The sequence below is a fragment of the Pseudomonas sp. MWU13-2862 genome (assembly GCF_023242495.1).
In the GTDB taxonomy this organism is placed as follows: domain Bacteria; phylum Pseudomonadota; class Gammaproteobacteria; order Pseudomonadales; family Pseudomonadaceae; genus Aquipseudomonas; species Aquipseudomonas gingeri_D.
This window is the reverse complement of record NZ_JALMEZ010000004.1, coordinates 52983-69317: the sequence shown is the minus strand read 5'-3', so window position 1 is coordinate 69317 and position 16335 is coordinate 52983. Positions and strand designations below refer to the sequence as shown.

The 16335-nt window shown below is 60.4% G+C and carries 14 protein-coding genes; 13 read left to right on the top strand and 1 reads right to left on the bottom strand.

Annotated elements, in window-relative coordinates:
* The first annotated feature begins 57 nt into the window (after positions 1-57).
* The 7 genes from dnaK to M5C56_RS08575 all read left to right on the top strand — a co-directional run bounded on the left by dnaK (position 58) and on the right by M5C56_RS08575 (position 9741).
* Positions 58-1977 carry a molecular chaperone DnaK gene (gene dnaK, locus M5C56_RS08605; protein ID WP_103494941.1) on the top strand — a complete coding sequence of 640 codons (1920 nt, stop codon included), beginning with the start codon at positions 58-60 and terminating at the stop codon, positions 1975-1977.
* Between the two features lie 193 nt (positions 1978-2170).
* Positions 2171-3295 (top strand): molecular chaperone DnaJ, encoded by a 1125-nt coding sequence (dnaJ, locus tag M5C56_RS08600; protein WP_103494940.1) that lies wholly within the window; start codon positions 2171-2173, stop codon positions 3293-3295.
* A gap of 10 nt (positions 3296-3305) precedes the next feature.
* Positions 3306-4112, top strand: coding sequence for a 4-hydroxy-tetrahydrodipicolinate reductase (gene dapB / locus M5C56_RS08595; RefSeq protein WP_103494939.1), 807 nt, complete (start codon positions 3306-3308; stop codon positions 4110-4112).
* A 259-nt stretch (positions 4113-4371) separates the two neighbouring features.
* On the top strand, positions 4372-5508 hold the full coding sequence (carA, locus tag M5C56_RS08590) for a glutamine-hydrolyzing carbamoyl-phosphate synthase small subunit (RefSeq protein ID WP_103494938.1): 1137 nt from the start codon (positions 4372-4374) through the stop codon (positions 5506-5508).
* A 105-nt stretch (positions 5509-5613) separates the two neighbouring features.
* Positions 5614-8835 carry a carbamoyl-phosphate synthase large subunit gene (gene carB / locus M5C56_RS08585; protein ID WP_103494937.1) on the top strand — a complete coding sequence of 1074 codons (3222 nt, stop codon included), beginning with the start codon at positions 5614-5616 and terminating at the stop codon, positions 8833-8835.
* Positions 8832-9308 carry a transcription elongation factor GreA gene (gene greA / locus M5C56_RS08580; protein WP_103494936.1) on the top strand — a complete coding sequence of 159 codons (477 nt, stop codon included), beginning with the start codon at positions 8832-8834 and terminating at the stop codon, positions 9306-9308. The genes carB and greA overlap by 4 nt, the downstream gene beginning before the upstream one ends.
* 28 nt (positions 9309-9336) lie before the next feature.
* Positions 9337-9741, top strand: coding sequence for an MFS transporter (locus tag M5C56_RS08575; protein ID WP_103494935.1), 405 nt, complete (start codon positions 9337-9339; stop codon positions 9739-9741).
* Between the two features lie 10 nt (positions 9742-9751).
* Here M5C56_RS08575 and yhbY read toward each other — a convergent pair whose 3' ends face one another.
* A complete protein-coding gene (gene yhbY, locus M5C56_RS08570; protein ID WP_103494934.1) occupies positions 9752-10060 on the bottom strand; it encodes a ribosome assembly RNA-binding protein YhbY in 309 nt (102 codons plus the stop codon).
* Between the two features lie 106 nt (positions 10061-10166).
* Between yhbY and rlmE the strand changes: the two genes are divergently transcribed.
* The 6 genes from rlmE (at position 10167) to secG (ending at position 16331) form a co-directional block, all read left to right on the top strand.
* Positions 10167-10796 carry a 23S rRNA (uridine(2552)-2'-O)-methyltransferase RlmE gene (gene rlmE / locus M5C56_RS08565; RefSeq protein WP_103494933.1) on the top strand — a complete coding sequence of 210 codons (630 nt, stop codon included), beginning with the start codon at positions 10167-10169 and terminating at the stop codon, positions 10794-10796.
* 203 nt (positions 10797-10999) lie between these two features.
* Positions 11000-12910, top strand: coding sequence for an ATP-dependent zinc metalloprotease FtsH (gene ftsH / locus M5C56_RS08560; protein ID WP_103494953.1), 1911 nt, complete (start codon positions 11000-11002; stop codon positions 12908-12910).
* 8 nt (positions 12911-12918) lie between these two features.
* On the top strand, positions 12919-13770 hold the full coding sequence (gene folP / locus M5C56_RS08555; RefSeq protein ID WP_103494932.1) for a dihydropteroate synthase: 852 nt from the start codon (positions 12919-12921) through the stop codon (positions 13768-13770).
* Between the two features lie 16 nt (positions 13771-13786).
* The gene (gene glmM, locus M5C56_RS08550) at positions 13787-15124 is read left to right on the top strand and encodes a phosphoglucosamine mutase (protein ID WP_103494931.1); all 1338 of its coding nucleotides are present in this window, start codon (positions 13787-13789) and stop codon (positions 15122-15124) included.
* A gap of 66 nt (positions 15125-15190) precedes the next feature.
* Positions 15191-15946: a triose-phosphate isomerase gene (gene tpiA / locus M5C56_RS08545; protein WP_103494930.1), complete on the top strand. Its 756-nt coding sequence runs from the start codon at positions 15191-15193 to the stop codon at positions 15944-15946.
* A 4-nt stretch (positions 15947-15950) separates the two neighbouring features.
* The gene (secG, locus tag M5C56_RS08540; protein WP_100939598.1) at positions 15951-16331 is read left to right on the top strand and encodes a preprotein translocase subunit SecG; all 381 of its coding nucleotides are present in this window, start codon (positions 15951-15953) and stop codon (positions 16329-16331) included.
* Positions 16332-16335: the final 4 nt, after the last annotated feature.

The window sequence follows — 16335 nt, the reverse complement described above, 5'->3', positions numbered from 1 at the left end:
TACCACAGTTGGCCATAACCGCTGCGGTAAAAAAAATCAAAGTTTCGGGAGAGTGAAATGGGCAAAATTATCGGTATCGACCTGGGGACTACCAACTCCTGCGTCTCCATTCTTGAAAACGGCAAGGCCAAAGTGATCGAAAACGCCGAGGGTGCACGCACCACGCCGTCGATCATTGCCTACGCCAACGATGGCGAAATCCTGGTTGGCCAGTCGGCCAAGCGCCAGGCGGTGACCAATCCGCATAACACCCTGTACGCGGTGAAGCGTCTGATCGGTCGCAAGTTCGACGAAGAAGTCGTTCAGAAAGACATCAAGATGGTCCCTTACAAAATCGCCAAGGCTGACAACGGCGACGCTTGGGTTGAAGTGAACGGCCAGAAAATGGCGCCGCCACAGATCTCGGCTGAAATCCTGAAGAAGATGAAGAAAACCGCCGAAGACTACCTCGGCGAGACTGTGACTGAAGCGGTCATCACCGTTCCGGCCTACTTCAACGACAGCCAGCGCCAGGCCACCAAGGACGCCGGTCGTATCGCCGGTCTGGACGTCAAGCGCATCATCAACGAACCGACCGCGGCCGCTCTGGCCTACGGTATGGACAAGGCCAAGGGCGACCACACCGTCATCGTTTATGACCTGGGTGGCGGTACCTTCGACGTGTCCGTGATCGAAATCGCCGAAGTCGATGGCGAGCATCAGTTCGAAGTGTTGGCCACCAACGGTGACACCTTCCTCGGTGGTGAAGACTTTGACATTCGTTTGATCGACTACCTCGTCGACGAGTTCAAGAAAGAAAGCGGCATGAACCTCAAGGGTGACCCGCTGGCCATGCAGCGCCTGAAAGAAGCTGCTGAAAAAGCCAAGATCGAGCTGTCCTCGGCTCAGTCGACCGACGTCAACCTGCCGTACATCACCGCAGATGCCACCGGTCCCAAGCACTTGAACGTGAAAATCTCCCGCGCCAAGCTGGAAGCGCTGGTGGAAGACCTGGTTCAGCGCACCATCGAACCTTGCCGCATCGCGCTGAAAGACGCCGGTATCGACGTCGCCAAGATCAACGACGTGATCCTGGTCGGTGGTCAGACCCGCATGCCGCTGGTGCAGAAGCTGGTCACCGATTTCTTCGGTAAAGAAGCCCGTAAAGACGTTAACCCGGACGAAGCCGTTGCCATGGGTGCTGCTATCCAGGGCGCTGTTCTGGCCGGTGATGTGAAAGACGTTCTGCTGCTCGACGTCAGCCCGCTGACCCTGGGTATCGAAACCATGGGTGGCGTGATGACCGCGCTGATCGAGAAAAACACCACGATTCCTACCAAGAAATCGCAAGTGTTCTCGACTGCCGACGACAACCAGGGCGCCGTGACCATCCACGTCCTGCAGGGTGAGCGTAAGCAAGCCACGCAGAACAAGTCCCTGGGCAAGTTCGACCTGGCCGAGATTCCACCAGCGCCACGTGGCGTGCCACAGATCGAAGTGACTTTCGACATCGACGCCAACGGCATCCTGCACGTCGGCGCGAAGGACAAGGCCACCGGCAAAGAGCAGAAGATCACCATCAAGGCCAACTCCGGCCTGTCGGATGAAGAAATCCAGCAGATGATTCGTGATGCCGAGCTCAATGCCGAAGAAGACCGCAAGTTCGAAGAGCTGGCCAGTGCCCGCAACCAGGGTGATGCCCTGGTGCATTCGACGCGCAAGATGGTTGCTGACGCCGGTGACAAGGTGACCGCCGAAGAGAAAACCGCGATCGAAGCGGCCGTGGTTGCCCTGGAAGCCGCTGTCAAAGGCGACGACAAGGCCGCTATCGAAGCCAAGGTCGAGGAACTGTCCAAGGTCTCCGCGCCTGTGGCCCAGAAGATGTACGCCGAACAGGGCGCCAAGCCTGAAGCCGGTGCACAACCTGCTCAGGAAGAAGCGCACCACAAGGATGACGTCGTCGACGCTGAGTTCGAAGAAGTCAAAGAACACAAGTAACCACTTGTAGGTCAACCGGTTGACTGCCCTTGAGCGGTGACTGGTAGGATGTCGCCGCGCGGGAGCTTGCTCCCGCGTTGGCGTGTCTGGAATAGACGAATTTTTACAGCATGCGACAGCGTTCGGGTGCTGGTGGTAGGGGCGGGACTGTTCCAGTCGGTTGTCCCGAACATCCTCAAGAGTGCAAAGAATCATGGCAAAGCGTGACTATTACGAGGTTTTGGGGGTCGAGCGTGGCTCCAGCGAGGCGGACCTGAAAAAAGCGTACCGCCGCCTCGCGATGAAACATCACCCGGACCGTAATCCGGATGACAAGGCGTCGGAAGAGCTGTTCAAGGAGGCCAACGAGGCCTACGAAGTACTGTCCGATTCCAGCAAGCGTGCAGCCTACGACCAGTACGGCCATGCGGGCGTCGACCCGAGCATGGGGGGCGGCGGTGCCGGTTTCGGCGGGCAGAATTTCTCCGATATCTTCGGCGATGTATTCAGCGATTTCTTTGGTGGCGGTCGCGGCGGTTCCCGTGGTGGCGCACAGCGCGGCAGTGATCTGCGCTACACCCTGGAACTGAATCTGGAAGAAGCGGTACGCGGTACCACCGTCAATATCCGCGTGCCGACGCTGGTCAACTGCAAGCCGTGCGACGGCTCCGGGGCCAAGAAAGGTTCCGCGCCGATCACTTGCCCGACCTGTGGCGGCATCGGCCAGGTGCGCATGCAGCAAGGCTTCTTCTCGGTGCAGCAAACCTGCCCGCGTTGCCATGGCCAGGGCAAGATCATTTCCGATCCGTGCGATTCCTGCCATGGTCAGGGCCGCGTGGAAGAGTACAAGACCCTGTCGGTGAAAGTGCCGTCGGGCGTCGATACCGGTGACCGTATTCGCCTGTCCGGCGAAGGCGAGGCGGGTACCCAGGGTGGTCCGACCGGCGATCTGTATGTCGTGATCAATGTCCGCGAACACGATATTTTCCAGCGCGACGGCAAGCATCTGTTCTGCGAGGTGCCGATCAGCTTCGTCGACGCGGCCCTGGGCGGCGAGCTGGAAGTGCCGACCCTGGACGGTCGCGTCAAGTTGAAGATTCCGGAAGGGACCCAGACCGGCAAGCAGTTCCGTCTGCGCGGCAAGGGCGTTGCGCCGGTGCGTGGTGGTGGAGCGGGTGACCTGATGTGCCGTGTGGCCGTCGAGACCCCGGTGAACCTGAGCCGTCGCCAGCGTGAGTTGCTCGAAGAGTTCCGCTCCTCCCTGGACGGTGACAGCTCTCATTCGCCCAAGGCCAGCGGTTGGTTCGAAGGCATGAAGCGTTTCTTCGGCGACCTGTAAGGAGCGAGGCATGCGACGTATAGCTGTGATGGGCGCCGCCGGGCGCATGGGCAAGATCCTGATCGAAGCGGTGCAGCAGCGCGCTCCGCTCACCGCTCTGACGGCGGCGATCGTCCGTCCCGGCAGTTCGCTGGTCGGTGCGGATGCCGGCGAGTTGGCTTCGTTGGGGCGTATCGGCGTGCCGTTGTCCGAGGGGTTGGATGCGCTGGCGGATGGGTTCGATGTGTTGATCGACTTCACGCTGCCGGAAGTGATGCTGAAAAACCTGGCGTTCTGTCGCCAGGCGGGCAAGGCCATGGTGATCGGTACCACCGGCCTGAGCGCCGAGCAGAAGCAGTTGCTGGTGGAGGCGGGCAAGGATATTCCCATCGTCTTCGCCGCCAATTTCAGTGTCGGGGTCAATCTGTCGCTGAAGTTGCTCGCGCTGACTGCTCGGGTGATGGGTGATGAAGCGGATATCGAGATTATCGAGACGCATCATCGGCACAAGGTCGATTCGCCTTCGGGAACGGCCATGCGCATGGGCGAGGTGATTGCCGATGCCCTGGGCCGTGATCTGCAGAAGGTCGCGGTCTATGGTCGCGAAGGTCATGTCGGTGCGCGGGCACATGACACCATCGGTTTTGCCACGGTGCGCGGCGGTGATGTGGTCGGTGATCACACCGTGCTGTTTGCCACCGAAGGTGAGCGCCTGGAGATCACCCACAAGGCTTCGAGTCGCATGACCTTCGCCAAGGGCGCGGTGCGTGCGGCATTGTGGCTGGATGGCAAGGCGCCAGGCCTGTACGATATGCAGGATGTGCTCGAACTGCACTGATTGATGTCCCGGGAGCAGGGTTTGCGAGGTCTGCCCGCCCTGTTTCGCACCGCAAAGCGACGCCCTGTCGCATTCCCTGGCCTTTTCGGCTCATTAGCGGTGGATTAAAAAAGCCTTTTTCTGTAAGCTACAGCTTTAGTGTGTCCACTAAAAGCGCGCAGAATAATTCAGTGAACGAGCGGGGTGACGTGTCCATACGTCATTCCGCTTTTTTACAACCTGCGATCGCCCTTTCAGGCTTTATTTACGGGAGGTCTTCTTGACTAAGCCAGCCATACTCGCCCTTGCTGATGGCAGCATTTTTCGCGGCGAAGCCATTGGAGCCGACGGTCAGACCGTTGGTGAGGTGGTGTTCAACACCGCCATGACCGGCTATCAGGAAATCCTTACCGATCCTTCCTATGCCCAGCAAATCGTTACCCTGACCTACCCGCACATCGGCAACACCGGCACCACGCCGGAAGATGTCGAGTCCGATCGTGTCTGGTCCGCCGGCCTGGTCATTCGCGACCTGCCGCTGGTAGCGAGCAACTGGCGTAACACGATGTCGCTGTCCGATTACCTGAAGGCCAACAACGTGGTGGCCATCGCCGGCATCGACACCCGCCGCCTGACCCGCATCCTGCGGGAAAAAGGCTCGCAGAACGGCTGCATCATGGCCGGCGACAATATTTCCGAAGCCGCGGCAATTGCCGCGGCACAAGGCTTCCCAGGCCTGAAGGGCATGGACCTGGCGAAAGTCGTCAGCACCACCGAGCAGTACGAGTGGCGCTCGACGGTCTGGGACTTGAAGACCGACAGCCACGCGACCATCGAAGCCTCCGAGCTGCCTTACCATGTCGTGGCCTACGACTACGGTATCAAGTACAACATCCTGCGCATGCTGGTCGAGCGCGGCTGCCGTGTGACGGTCGTGCCGGCGCAAACCCCGGCCAGCGACGTCCTGGCCCTGCAGCCGGACGGCGTGTTCCTGTCCAACGGCCCGGGCGATCCCGAGCCATGCGACTACGCTATCCAGGCGATCAAGGATGTGCTGGAAACCGAGATCCCGGTGTTCGGTATCTGCCTGGGTCACCAACTGCTGGCCCTGGCCTCCGGCGCCAAGACCCTGAAAATGGGTCACGGCCATCACGGTGCCAACCACCCGGTCCAGGACCTGGACACCGGCGTTGTCATGATCACCAGCCAGAACCACGGTTTTGCCGTGGATGAAGCGACCCTGCCGGCCAATGTCCGGGCGATTCACAAGTCGCTGTTCGACGGTTCCCTGCAAGGCATCGAGCGCACCGACAAGAGCGCGTTCAGCTTCCAGGGTCACCCTGAAGCCAGCCCGGGCCCGAACGACGTTGCACCGCTGTTCGATCGCTTCATCAATGAGATGGCCAAGCGCCGTTGATCGCCTGAATACCCGGGGCGGCCCCGCAACGCGGCGGCCCCCCGGGTCTCTTCTAGGATTGTTCAACGGCTTGCCGACTGACCTGCGGATTTGAGTGACAAACCCATGCCAAAACGTACAGACATAAAAAGCATCCTGATTCTCGGTGCCGGCCCGATCGTGATCGGCCAGGCCTGCGAATTCGACTACTCCGGCGCCCAGGCCTGCAAGGCCCTGCGCGAAGAGGGTTACCGCGTCATCCTGGTGAACTCGAACCCGGCCACCATCATGACCGACCCGGCCATGGCCGACGCCACCTACATCGAACCGATCAAGTGGCAGACCGTGGCCAAGATCATCGAGAAGGAGCGTCCGGACGCCCTGCTGCCGACCATGGGTGGCCAGACCGCCCTGAACTGCGCCCTGGACCTGGAGCGCGAAGGCGTGCTCGAGAAGTTCGGCGTGGAAATGATCGGTGCCAACGCCGACACCATCGACAAGGCCGAAGACCGTTCGCGTTTCGACAAGGCGATGAAATCCATCGGCCTGGACTGCCCGCGTTCCGGTATCGCCCACAGCATGGAAGAGGCCAATGCGGTCCTCGAGAAGCTCGGCTTCCCGTGCATCATCCGTCCGTCCTTCACCATGGGCGGCACCGGTGGCGGTATCGCCTACAACCGTGAAGAGTTCGAAGAAATCTGCGCCCGTGGCCTGGACCTGTCGCCGACCAAGGAACTGCTGATCGACGAATCGCTGATCGGCTGGAAAGAGTACGAGATGGAGGTGGTCCGCGACAAAAAGGACAACTGCATCATCGTCTGCTCCATCGAGAACTTCGACCCGATGGGCGTGCACACCGGTGACTCGATCACCGTTGCGCCGGCACAGACCCTGACCGACAAGGAATACCAGATCCTGCGTAACGCCTCCCTGGCGGTACTGCGCGAGATCGGCGTGGAAACCGGTGGTTCCAACGTTCAGTTCGGCATCTGCCCGAACACCGGCCGCATGGTCGTGATCGAAATGAACCCGCGGGTATCGCGTTCCTCGGCCCTGGCTTCGAAAGCCACCGGCTTCCCGATCGCCAAGGTCGCGGCCAAGCTGGCCGTGGGTTACACCCTGGACGAGCTGTCGAACGACATCACCGGCGGCAAGACTCCGGCGTCCTTCGAACCGTCCATCGACTACGTCGTGACCAAGCTGCCGCGCTTCGCCTTCGAGAAGTTCCCGAAAGCCGACGCCCGCCTGACCACCCAGATGAAGTCGGTCGGTGAAGTCATGGCCATCGGCCGGACCTTCCAGGAATCCCTGCAGAAAGCCCTGCGCGGCCTGGAAGTGGGCGTTTGTGGCCTGGACGAGAAGCTCGACCTGAGCAACCCGGAAAGCATGAACGTGCTCAAGCGCGAGCTGACCGTGCCGGGCGCCGAGCGTATCTGGTACGTGGCCGATGCCTTCCGCGCTGGCATGACCGTCGAAGAAATCTTCGGCATGAACATGATCGATCCGTGGTTCCTGGTGCAGATCGAAGATCTGATCAAGGACGAAGAGAAGGTCAAGACCCTGGGTCTGTCGGCCATCGACCGCGACCTGATGTTCCGCCTCAAGCGCAAGGGCTTCTCCGACATGCGTCTGGCCAAGCTGCTGGGCGTCACCGAGAAAAACCTGCGGACCCACCGCCACAAGCTGGAAGTGTTCCCGGTCTACAAGCGCGTCGACACCTGCGCGGCCGAGTTCGCCACCGACACCGCCTACCTCTACTCGACGTACGAAGAAGAGTGCGAGGCCGCGCCATCGGGTCGCGACAAGATCATGATCCTCGGCGGCGGTCCGAACCGTATCGGCCAGGGCATCGAGTTCGACTACTGCTGTGTGCACGCGGCCCTGGCGCTGCGCGAAGACGGGTACGAGACCATCATGGTCAACTGCAACCCGGAAACCGTGTCCACCGACTACGACACCTCCGATCGCCTGTACTTCGAGCCGGTGACCCTGGAAGACGTGCTGGAAATCGTCCGTGTCGAGAAGCCGAAAGGTGTGATCGTCCAGTACGGCGGCCAGACCCCGTTGAAACTGGCGCGTGCCCTGGAAGCGGCCGGCGTGCCGATCATCGGCACCAGCCCCGACGCCATCGACCGTGCCGAAGACCGTGAGCGCTTCCAGCAGATGGTCGAGCGCCTGAACCTGCGTCAGCCGCCAAACGCCACCGTGCGCAGCGAAGACGAAGCGATTCGTGCCGCGAGCAAGATCGGTTACCCGCTGGTGGTGCGTCCGTCCTACGTACTGGGCGGTCGGGCGATGGAAATCGTCTACGAAGAAGAAGAGCTCAAGCGTTACCTGCGTGATGCGGTGAAAGTCTCCAACGACAGCCCGGTGCTGCTGGACCACTTCCTCAACTGCGCCATCGAAATGGACGTGGATGCGGTCTGCGACGGCACCGACGTGGTGATCGGCGCGATCATGCAGCACATCGAGCAGGCCGGCGTTCACTCCGGTGACTCCGCGTGCTCGCTGCCGCCGTACTCGCTGCCGGCGCATATCCAGGACGAGATGCGCGACCAGGTCAAGAAAATGGCCCTGGAATTGGGCGTTGTCGGCCTGATGAACGTGCAGTTGGCCTTGCAAGGCGAAGATATCTACGTCATCGAAGTCAACCCGCGCGCCTCGCGGACCGTGCCGTTCGTCTCCAAGTGCATCGGTGTCTCCCTGGCCATGATCGCCGCCCGCGTGATGGCCGGTAAGACCCTGAAGGAACTGAACTTCACCAAGGAAATCATTCCGAACTTCTACAGCGTGAAAGAGGCGGTGTTCCCCTTCGCCAAATTCCCTGGCGTGGACCCGATCCTGGGCCCTGAGATGAAGTCCACCGGTGAAGTAATGGGCGTCGGCGACACCTTCGGCGAAGCCTTCGCCAAGGCCCAGATGGGTGCCAGCGAAGTGCTGCCGACCGGCGGTACCGCCTTTATCAGCGTGCGTGATGACGACAAGCCACTGGTTGCAGGCGTGGCCCGTGATCTGATCAACTTGGGCTTCGAAGTGGTGGCCACTGCCGGCACGGCCAAGCTGATCGAAGCGGCCGGGCTGAAAGTGCGCCGGGTCAACAAGGTGACGGAAGGTCGTCCGCACGTCGTCGACATGATCAAGAATGACGAAGTCACCCTGATCATCAACACGACCGAAGGCCGTCAGTCGATCGCTGACTCGTACTCCATTCGTCGTAACGCGCTGCAGCACAAGATCTACTGCACCACTACCATTGCTGCTGGCGAAGCCATCTGCGAAGCGCTCAAGTTCGGTCCGGAGAAGACCGTGCGTCGCTTGCAGGATCTACACGCAGGATTGAAGGCATGATCAAATACCCCATGACCGTCCAGGGCGCGAAAGCCCTGGAAGAAGAGCATGCTCACCTGACCAAGGTCGTCCGTCCGAAGCTGAGCCAGGACATCGGTACGGCCCGCGAGCTGGGTGACTTGAAGGAAAACGCCGAATACCACGCTGCTCGCGAGCAGCAGGGTATGGTCGAGGCGCGGATCCGTGACATCGAAGGTCGCATGCAGAACGCGGTGATCATCGACGTCACGACCATCCCGCACACCGGCAAGGTGATTTTTGGCACCACCGTGGAAATCGCCAACGTCGAAACCGACGAAAGCGTGGTTTACCACATCGTGGGTGAAGACGAAGCCGACTTCAAACTCGGCAAGATCTCCGTCGGCTCACCGCTGGCCCGCGCCTTGATTGCCAAGGAAGAGGGTGACGTGGTGGCTGTCAAAACGCCGAGTGGCGTTATCGAGTACGAGATTGTTGAAGTCCGCCACATCTGAACGCCGGCGCCCGCTACGTGCGGGCGCCATGCTCTGGCAGCTGACCCAGATGCTCTGGGTCGGCGGCCTGTGGCTGCTGCACATCGGCTTGTTGCCGGTGTTGACGAAAATCGGCCTGGCACCGCTGCTGATCGACGAGATCAATAGCCTGCTGGGCTCTTTATTGATAGGGTTTGCAACGGTGTGTGTGATCGTGCAGACCCTGGTGTTGCTCCAGGCCGAAGGCCGGGCAAGCCTCTGGCGCGATACGCGCGGGCAATTGCTGCTGATGTCGCTGTATGCGTGCGGGATGTATTTCGCGGTGCATACCTGGCTGCCGGATGCATTGCGCTGGCAGTTGTTCAGTTACCTGGTGCTCGGCCTTTGCGGCCTGGTGCTGGTGCTGCAACCGGTGCCGGGCGAGAGTGGCAGGGTACGCACGGCGTACCCTTGACCCGTCTACGTCACTTGAAACGATGGACGTTGGACAACTGCTTGTTGACGCTGAAGTTCTTGCGATACAGCAGCGCCATCTTGCCGATGACTTGCACCAGATCCGCCTTGCCGGCCTTGCACAGTTGCGCAATAGCCTCCAGGCGCGATTCGCGGTCGAGGATATTGAGCTTGATCTTGATCAGCTCATGATCGCTCAATGCGCGTTCAAGCTCGGCTAACACACCTTCGGTCAAACCGTTGTCAGCCACAGTCAATACTGGTTTCAGATGGTGGCCGATGGATTTGTACTGTTTCTTCTGCTCTTGAGTGAGCGGCATAATCTGACCCCTGCGTCTGATCTTGTAAAAAGCGGCGGCCAGTTTACCCGAGCGCGTCCGGGACCGCCCAGTTAATCGCGATTCGACTATTTTTTTGAGGTGGCCCGTGGCCCGTTCCAAGACTAGCCTTAACTGGCTGAAAGAACATTTCAACGATCCATACGTCAAAATGGCGCAAAAAGACGGCTACCGCTCCCGTGCCAGCTACAAATTGCTGGAGGTCCAGGAGAAGGACCGGATCATTCGCCCGGGTATGACCGTGATCGACCTCGGCGCGGCGCCGGGTGGCTGGTCCCAGGTGACCAGTCGTCTGATTGGTGGCAAGGGCCGTCTGATCGCGTCCGACATCCTGGACATGGACAGCATCCCCGATGTGACCTTCATCAAGGGCGACTTCACCGAGGACGCCGTACTGGCGCAAATCCTCGAGGCGGTGGGAAATTCCGAGGTGGACCTTGTGATTTCCGATATGGCCCCCAATATGAGTGGTACACCCGAAGTGGATATGCCGCGTTCGATGTTCCTTTGTGAGCTGGCTCTCGATCTCGCCGGACGCGTCCTACGCCCCGGTGGTGATTTTTTGATCAAGGTTTTCCAGGGCGAAGGCTTCGACGAGTACCACAGGAACTTCCGCAAGCTGTTTGACAAGGTCCAGACGCGCAAGCCGGCGTCTTCCCGTGATCGGTCCCGCGAGCAGTATCTGCTGGGTCGTGGCTTCCGCGGACGGATCGAGTAAGACGAGGTTCTTGGCCGGGGCGATAGGTTTTTCGTATTTCGCCCCGTGAGAATAAGCGCATATTGTGTAGTGATTGTTTCACAAAGGGTTACAGACGGCGCCTGCAGGATCTGTAGGTAATGTAGTAAGTTATGCCGGTGAATATCATGCGAAGCGCGCGCCAGTAGCGGATCCCGCTTCATGAGGGTAGTTAATTGAACGATATGGCAAAGAATCTGATCCTGTGGTTGATCATCGCGGCTGTCCTGGTGACGGTGATGAACAACTTCTCCAGTCCTAACGAGCCGCAGACCCTCAACTATTCCGACTTCATCCAGCAGGTCAAGGATGGCAAAGTCGAGCGCGTTGCCGTGGACGGCTACGTGATCACCGGCAAGCGCAACGATGGCGACAGCTTCAAGACCATCCGCCCTGCCATTCAGGACAACGGCCTGATCGGCGACCTGGTGGACAACCACGTCGTGGTCGAAGGCAAGCAGCCTGAGCAGCAGAGCATCTGGACCCAATTATTGGTCGCCAGCTTCCCGATCCTGGTGATCATCGCGGTGTTCATGTTCTTCATGCGCCAGATGCAGGGCGGTGCGGGCGGCAAGGGCGGGCCGATGAGTTTCGGCAAGAGCAAGGCGCGCCTGCTTTCCGAAGACCAGGTGAAAACCACCCTGGCCGACGTCGCCGGTTGCGACGAAGCCAAGGAAGAAGTCGGCGAGCTGGTGGAGTTCCTCCGCGATCCGGGCAAGTTCCAGCGCCTGGGCGGCCGGATTCCTCGCGGCGTGCTGATGGTCGGTCCTCCGGGTACCGGTAAAACCTTGCTGGCCAAGGCGATTGCCGGCGAAGCCAAGGTACCGTTCTTCACTATTTCCGGTTCCGATTTCGTCGAGATGTTCGTCGGCGTCGGTGCCAGCCGTGTCCGTGACATGTTCGAGCAGGCGAAGAAACACGCGCCTTGCATCATCTTCATCGACGAAATCGATGCGGTCGGTCGTCACCGTGGTGCCGGCATGGGCGGTGGTCATGACGAACGCGAACAGACCCTCAACCAGTTGCTGGTGGAGATGGACGGTTTCGAGATGAACGACGGCATCATCGTGATTGCCGCCACCAACCGTCCTGACGTACTCGACCCGGCGCTGCTGCGTCCTGGTCGCTTCGACCGTCAGGTGGTCGTTGGTCTGCCGGATATCCGCGGTCGCGAACAGATTCTCAAAGTGCATATGCGCAAGGTGCCCATGGGCGACGACGTCGCGCCAGGGGTGATTGCACGCGGTACGCCGGGCTTCTCCGGTGCCGACCTGGCCAACCTGGTGAACGAGGCCTCCCTGTTCGCCGCACGTGCCGGCAAGCGCATCGTCGAGATGAAAGAGTTCGAACTGGCGAAAGACAAGATCATGATGGGTGCCGAGCGCAAATCCATGGTCATGTCCGAGAAGGAAAAACAGAACACCGCGTATCACGAGGCCGGTCACGCCATTGTCGGTCGTGTGGTGCCCGAGCATGATCCGGTCTACAAGGTCTCTATCATCCCGCGCGGTCGTGCGCTGGGTGTGACCATGTTCCTGCCGGAAGAAGATCGCTACAGCCTGTCCAAGCGTGCGCTGATCAGCCAGATCTGCTCGCTGTATGGCGGCCGTATCGCTGAAGAGATGACCCTGGGTTTCGACGGTGTCACCACCGGCGCCTCCAACGACATCATGCGTGCCAGCCAGATTGCCCGGAACATGGTCACCAAGTGGGGCCTGTCCGAGAAGTTGGGTCCGCTGATGTACGCCGAGGAAGACCAGGAAGTATTCCTGGGTCGTGGCGGCGGCGGTCAGAACGCCAGCTTCTCCGGCGAAACGGCCAAGCTGATCGACTCGGAAGTGCGCAGCATCATTGACCAGTGCTACGGCACGGCCAAGCAGATCCTGACGGATAACCGCGACAAGCTCGACGCCATGGCGGACGCGCTGATGAAGTACGAAACCATCGATGCCGAGCAGATCGACGACATCATGGCTGGTCGCCCACCGCGTGAACCACGCGATTGGGAAGGTGGTTCGGGCACCTCGGGGACTCCGCCGGTAGTCCAGAACGAGCGACCAGAAACGCCGATCGGCGGCCCCGCGGCTGATCATTAAGGTTTGAAATGACTTCTGTTCAGTCCTCGACCCGGTTGCCTTGCGGCAACCGGGCTCTTGATTTGGCCCGGACGCATGTCATGGGCATCCTCAACGTCACCCCTGATTCCTTTTCCGATGGCGGTCGTTTCAACCACCTTGATGCAGCCCTGCGCCACGCGCAGGCCATGGTCGAGGCGGGGGCGACGCTGATCGATATCGGTGGCGAGTCGACCCGTCCCGGTGCGCCCGTGGTTTCTCCTCTGGAGGAGCTGGAGCGTGTCGCACCGGTGGTCGAGCGTATCCATCGGGAACTGGATGTGATCATCTCGGTCGATACGTCCACGCCGCAGGTCATGCTGGAGAGCGCTCGCTTGGGCGCGGGCCTGATCAATGACGTGCGCTCGTTGCGGCGTGATGGTGCCCTGCAGGCCGCTGCTGCGACTGGCTTGCCGGTCTGCCTGATGCATATGCTCGGCGAGCCGGGCAATATGCAGGACAACCCTCATTACGATGATGTCACGGGCGAGGTGGTGGCTTTTCTCGCCGAGCGCATGGAGCAGTGTGCGGCAGCCGGTATCGCCGCCGAGCGCATTGTGCTCGACCCGGGGTTTGGCTTTGCCAAGACCCTGGCGCATAACCTGAGTCTGTTCAAGCATATGGAAGCCTTGCATGCCCTGGGTCGGCCGCTATTGGTCGGCGTCTCGCGCAAGAGCATGATAGGCCAGGCCCTCGGTCGTCCGGTCGGTGAGCGCCTCTATGGCGGCCTGGCCCTGGCGGCATTGGCGATAAGCAAGGGCGCACGGATTCTTCGCGTGCACGATGTCGCCGAAACGGTCGACGTGGTGCGCATGATCGCTGCCGTTGACGCTGCACAATAAGAGCGATGGAGTTCTGATGAAGAAAAAATACTTCGGCACCGACGGTATTCGTGGGCGCGTAGGGCAGTACCCGATCACCCCGGATTTCATGCTCAAGCTCGGTTGGGCCGCCGGCATGGCGTTCCGCAAGCTGGGTGCCTGCAAGGTGCTGGTGGGCAAGGACACGCGGATCTCCGGCTATATGTTCGAGTCCGCCCTGGAAGCCGGTCTTTCCGCTGCCGGCGCCGATGTGATGCTGTTGGGACCGATGCCGACGCCGGCCATCGCCTACCTGACCCGGACCTTTCACGCCGAGGCGGGGATCGTGATCAGCGCGTCGCACAATCCCCATGACGACAACGGCATCAAGTTTTTCTCCGGTGCGGGTACCAAGCTGCCGGATGATGTCGAACTGATGATCGAGGAATTGCTCGATGCGCCGATGACCGTGGTCGAGTCGGAAAAGCTCGGCAAGGTCTCGCGGATCAATGACGCGGCCGGTCGCTATATCGAATTCTGCAAGAGCAGCGTGCCGACGGGGACCAACCTTGCGGGCCTGAAGATTGTTATCGACTGTGCCCACGGCGCCACCTACAAGGTCGCTCCGAGTGTGTTTCGCGAACTGGGCGCGCAGGTCGTCGCCCTGTCGGCGGCCCCCAACGGTCTGAACATCAACGACAACTGCGGTTCGACCCATATGAAGTCGCTGCAGGCGGCGGTGCTGGCCGAGCAGGCGGACCTGGGCATCGCCTTTGACGGCGACGGCGATCGGGTGCTGATGGTCGATCATACCGGCGCCGTGGTGGATGGTGACGAGTTGGTGTTCATCATTGCCCGGGATATGGCCGAGCGCGGCAAGCTCAATGGCGGCGTGGTTGGTACCTCGATGAGCAACCTGGGTCTTGAGTTGGCCTTCAAAGAGCTGGATATCCCGTTCGTGCGCGCCAATGTCGGCGACCGTTATGTGATTGCCGAGCTGCTGGAGCGCAACTGGCTGGTGGGTGGCGAAAACTCCGGGCATATTCTCTGCCTGAACCACACCACCACCGGCGATGCGATCATCGCCGCGTTGCAAACCCTGATGGCCCTGCGGCGCCGTGGCGAAGGTCTGGCCCAGGCGCGCCAGGCGCTGCGCAAGTGCCCGCAGGTGCTGGTCAATGTGCGTTTTGCCGGCGGCGTCGACCCGGTCAAGCACCCGAAGGTGATGCAGGCTTGCGAGCGTGTCACCGAGGCCATGAACGGTCGCGGCCGGGTGCTGTTGCGCAAGTCCGGTACCGAGCCGCTGGTGCGTGTCATGGTGGAAGGCGAAGACGAAGTTACGGTTCGCGGCCATGCCGATGCGCTGGCAAAACTGGTGACTGAAGTTTGCGCCTGATTTCGGCTTGCCAGTGAGGATGCGGTTGGGTAACATCTGCGCCCACTTTGACCTGCGAGGTACAGCATGCGTCGCCCAATGGTAGCTGGTAACTGGAAGATGCACGGTACCCGCGCCAGCGTCGTCGAGCTGATCAACGGCCTGCGTGACCTGGCCTTGCCGAGCGGTGTCGATGTGGCGGTATTCCCGTCTTGCCTGCATATCAGCCAAGTGGTTGAAGGCTTGGAAGGCAAATCGATTCTGGTGGGTGCGCAGAACTCGGCGGTGGAGCCCCAGCAGGGCGCCCTGACCGGTGAAGTTGCACCGAGTCAGTTGCTCGATGCAGGGTGTTCCCTGGTGCTGGTAGGGCATTCCGAACGTCGCCTGATCATGGGTGAGTCGGATGCAGTCCTCATCCGCAAGTTTGCGGCAGCGCAGGCTTGTGGTTTGATTCCGGTGCTCTGTGTAGGGGAAACCCTGGAGCAGCGTGAGGTCGGCAAGACGCTGGAAGTGGTTTCGCGTCAGCTGGACAGTATTATCGAGGAGCTGGGTGTCGGCGCTTTTGCCAAGGCTGTCATCGCTTACGAACCGGTCTGGGCCATTGGCACCGGGCTGACAGCTTCGCCGCAACAGGCGCAGGATGTGCACGCCGCCATTCGCGCGCAGTTGGCGGCAAAGAATTCTGAGGTCGCACAAGGTGTGCGGCTTCTATACGGCGGCAGCGTGAAGGCGGCCAATGCGGTCGAACTGTTCGGCATGCCGGATATCGATGGGGGGCTCATTGGTGGGGCTTCCCTGAATGCAGATGAGTTCGGTGCGATCTGTCGCGCCGCGGGAAACTGAAAAAATGCTGGAAACAGTCGTAGTCGTTCTTCATCTGTTGGGTGCCCTGGGCGTTGTCGCTCTGGTATTGCTGCAACAGGGTAAAGGTGCGGACGCTGGTGCGTCTTTCGGGGCAGGTGCTTCAAATACTGTGTTCGGAAGCCAAGGTTCCTCTACCTTTCTTAGTAAGTTTACTGCTATACTTGCCGCAGGTTTCTTCATAACCAGCTTGGGGTTAGGTTACTTTGCTAAAGAGAAAGCTCATGAGCTGACTCAAGTAGGTTTGCCAAACCCGGCAGTGTTGGAAGTGCCAAAGCAGAAGCCGGCATCTGATGATGTACCGGTGCTCCAGGAACCTAAGTCGGCCTCACCGACTGATGTACCCAAGGCTCCAGAGCAGAAGTAAAATG

What these genes read in the sequence shown, in the direction of transcription:
- secG (WP_100939598.1), top strand. Translation starts at nt 15,951, where the DNA reads ATGCTGGAAACAGTCGTAGTCGTTCTTCATCTGTTGGGTGCCCTGGGC.
- M5C56_RS08575 (WP_103494935.1), top strand. Translation starts at nt 9,337, where the DNA reads ATGCTCTGGCAGCTGACCCAGATGCTCTGGGTCGGCGGCCTGTGGCTG.
- yhbY (WP_103494934.1), bottom strand. Translation starts at nt 10,060, where the DNA reads ATGCCGCTCACTCAAGAGCAGAAGAAACAGTACAAATCCATCGGCCAC.
- folP (WP_103494932.1), top strand. Translation starts at nt 12,919, where the DNA reads ATGACTTCTGTTCAGTCCTCGACCCGGTTGCCTTGCGGCAACCGGGCT.
- glmM (WP_103494931.1), top strand. Translation starts at nt 13,787, where the DNA reads ATGAAGAAAAAATACTTCGGCACCGACGGTATTCGTGGGCGCGTAGGG.
- dapB (WP_103494939.1), top strand. Translation starts at nt 3,306, where the DNA reads ATGCGACGTATAGCTGTGATGGGCGCCGCCGGGCGCATGGGCAAGATC.
- tpiA (WP_103494930.1), top strand. Translation starts at nt 15,191, where the DNA reads ATGCGTCGCCCAATGGTAGCTGGTAACTGGAAGATGCACGGTACCCGC.
- ftsH (WP_103494953.1), top strand. Translation starts at nt 11,000, where the DNA reads ATGGCAAAGAATCTGATCCTGTGGTTGATCATCGCGGCTGTCCTGGTG.
- dnaK (WP_103494941.1), top strand. Translation starts at nt 58, where the DNA reads ATGGGCAAAATTATCGGTATCGACCTGGGGACTACCAACTCCTGCGTC.
- greA (WP_103494936.1), top strand. Translation starts at nt 8,832, where the DNA reads ATGATCAAATACCCCATGACCGTCCAGGGCGCGAAAGCCCTGGAAGAA.
- carB (WP_103494937.1), top strand. Translation starts at nt 5,614, where the DNA reads ATGCCAAAACGTACAGACATAAAAAGCATCCTGATTCTCGGTGCCGGC.
- dnaJ (WP_103494940.1), top strand. Translation starts at nt 2,171, where the DNA reads ATGGCAAAGCGTGACTATTACGAGGTTTTGGGGGTCGAGCGTGGCTCC.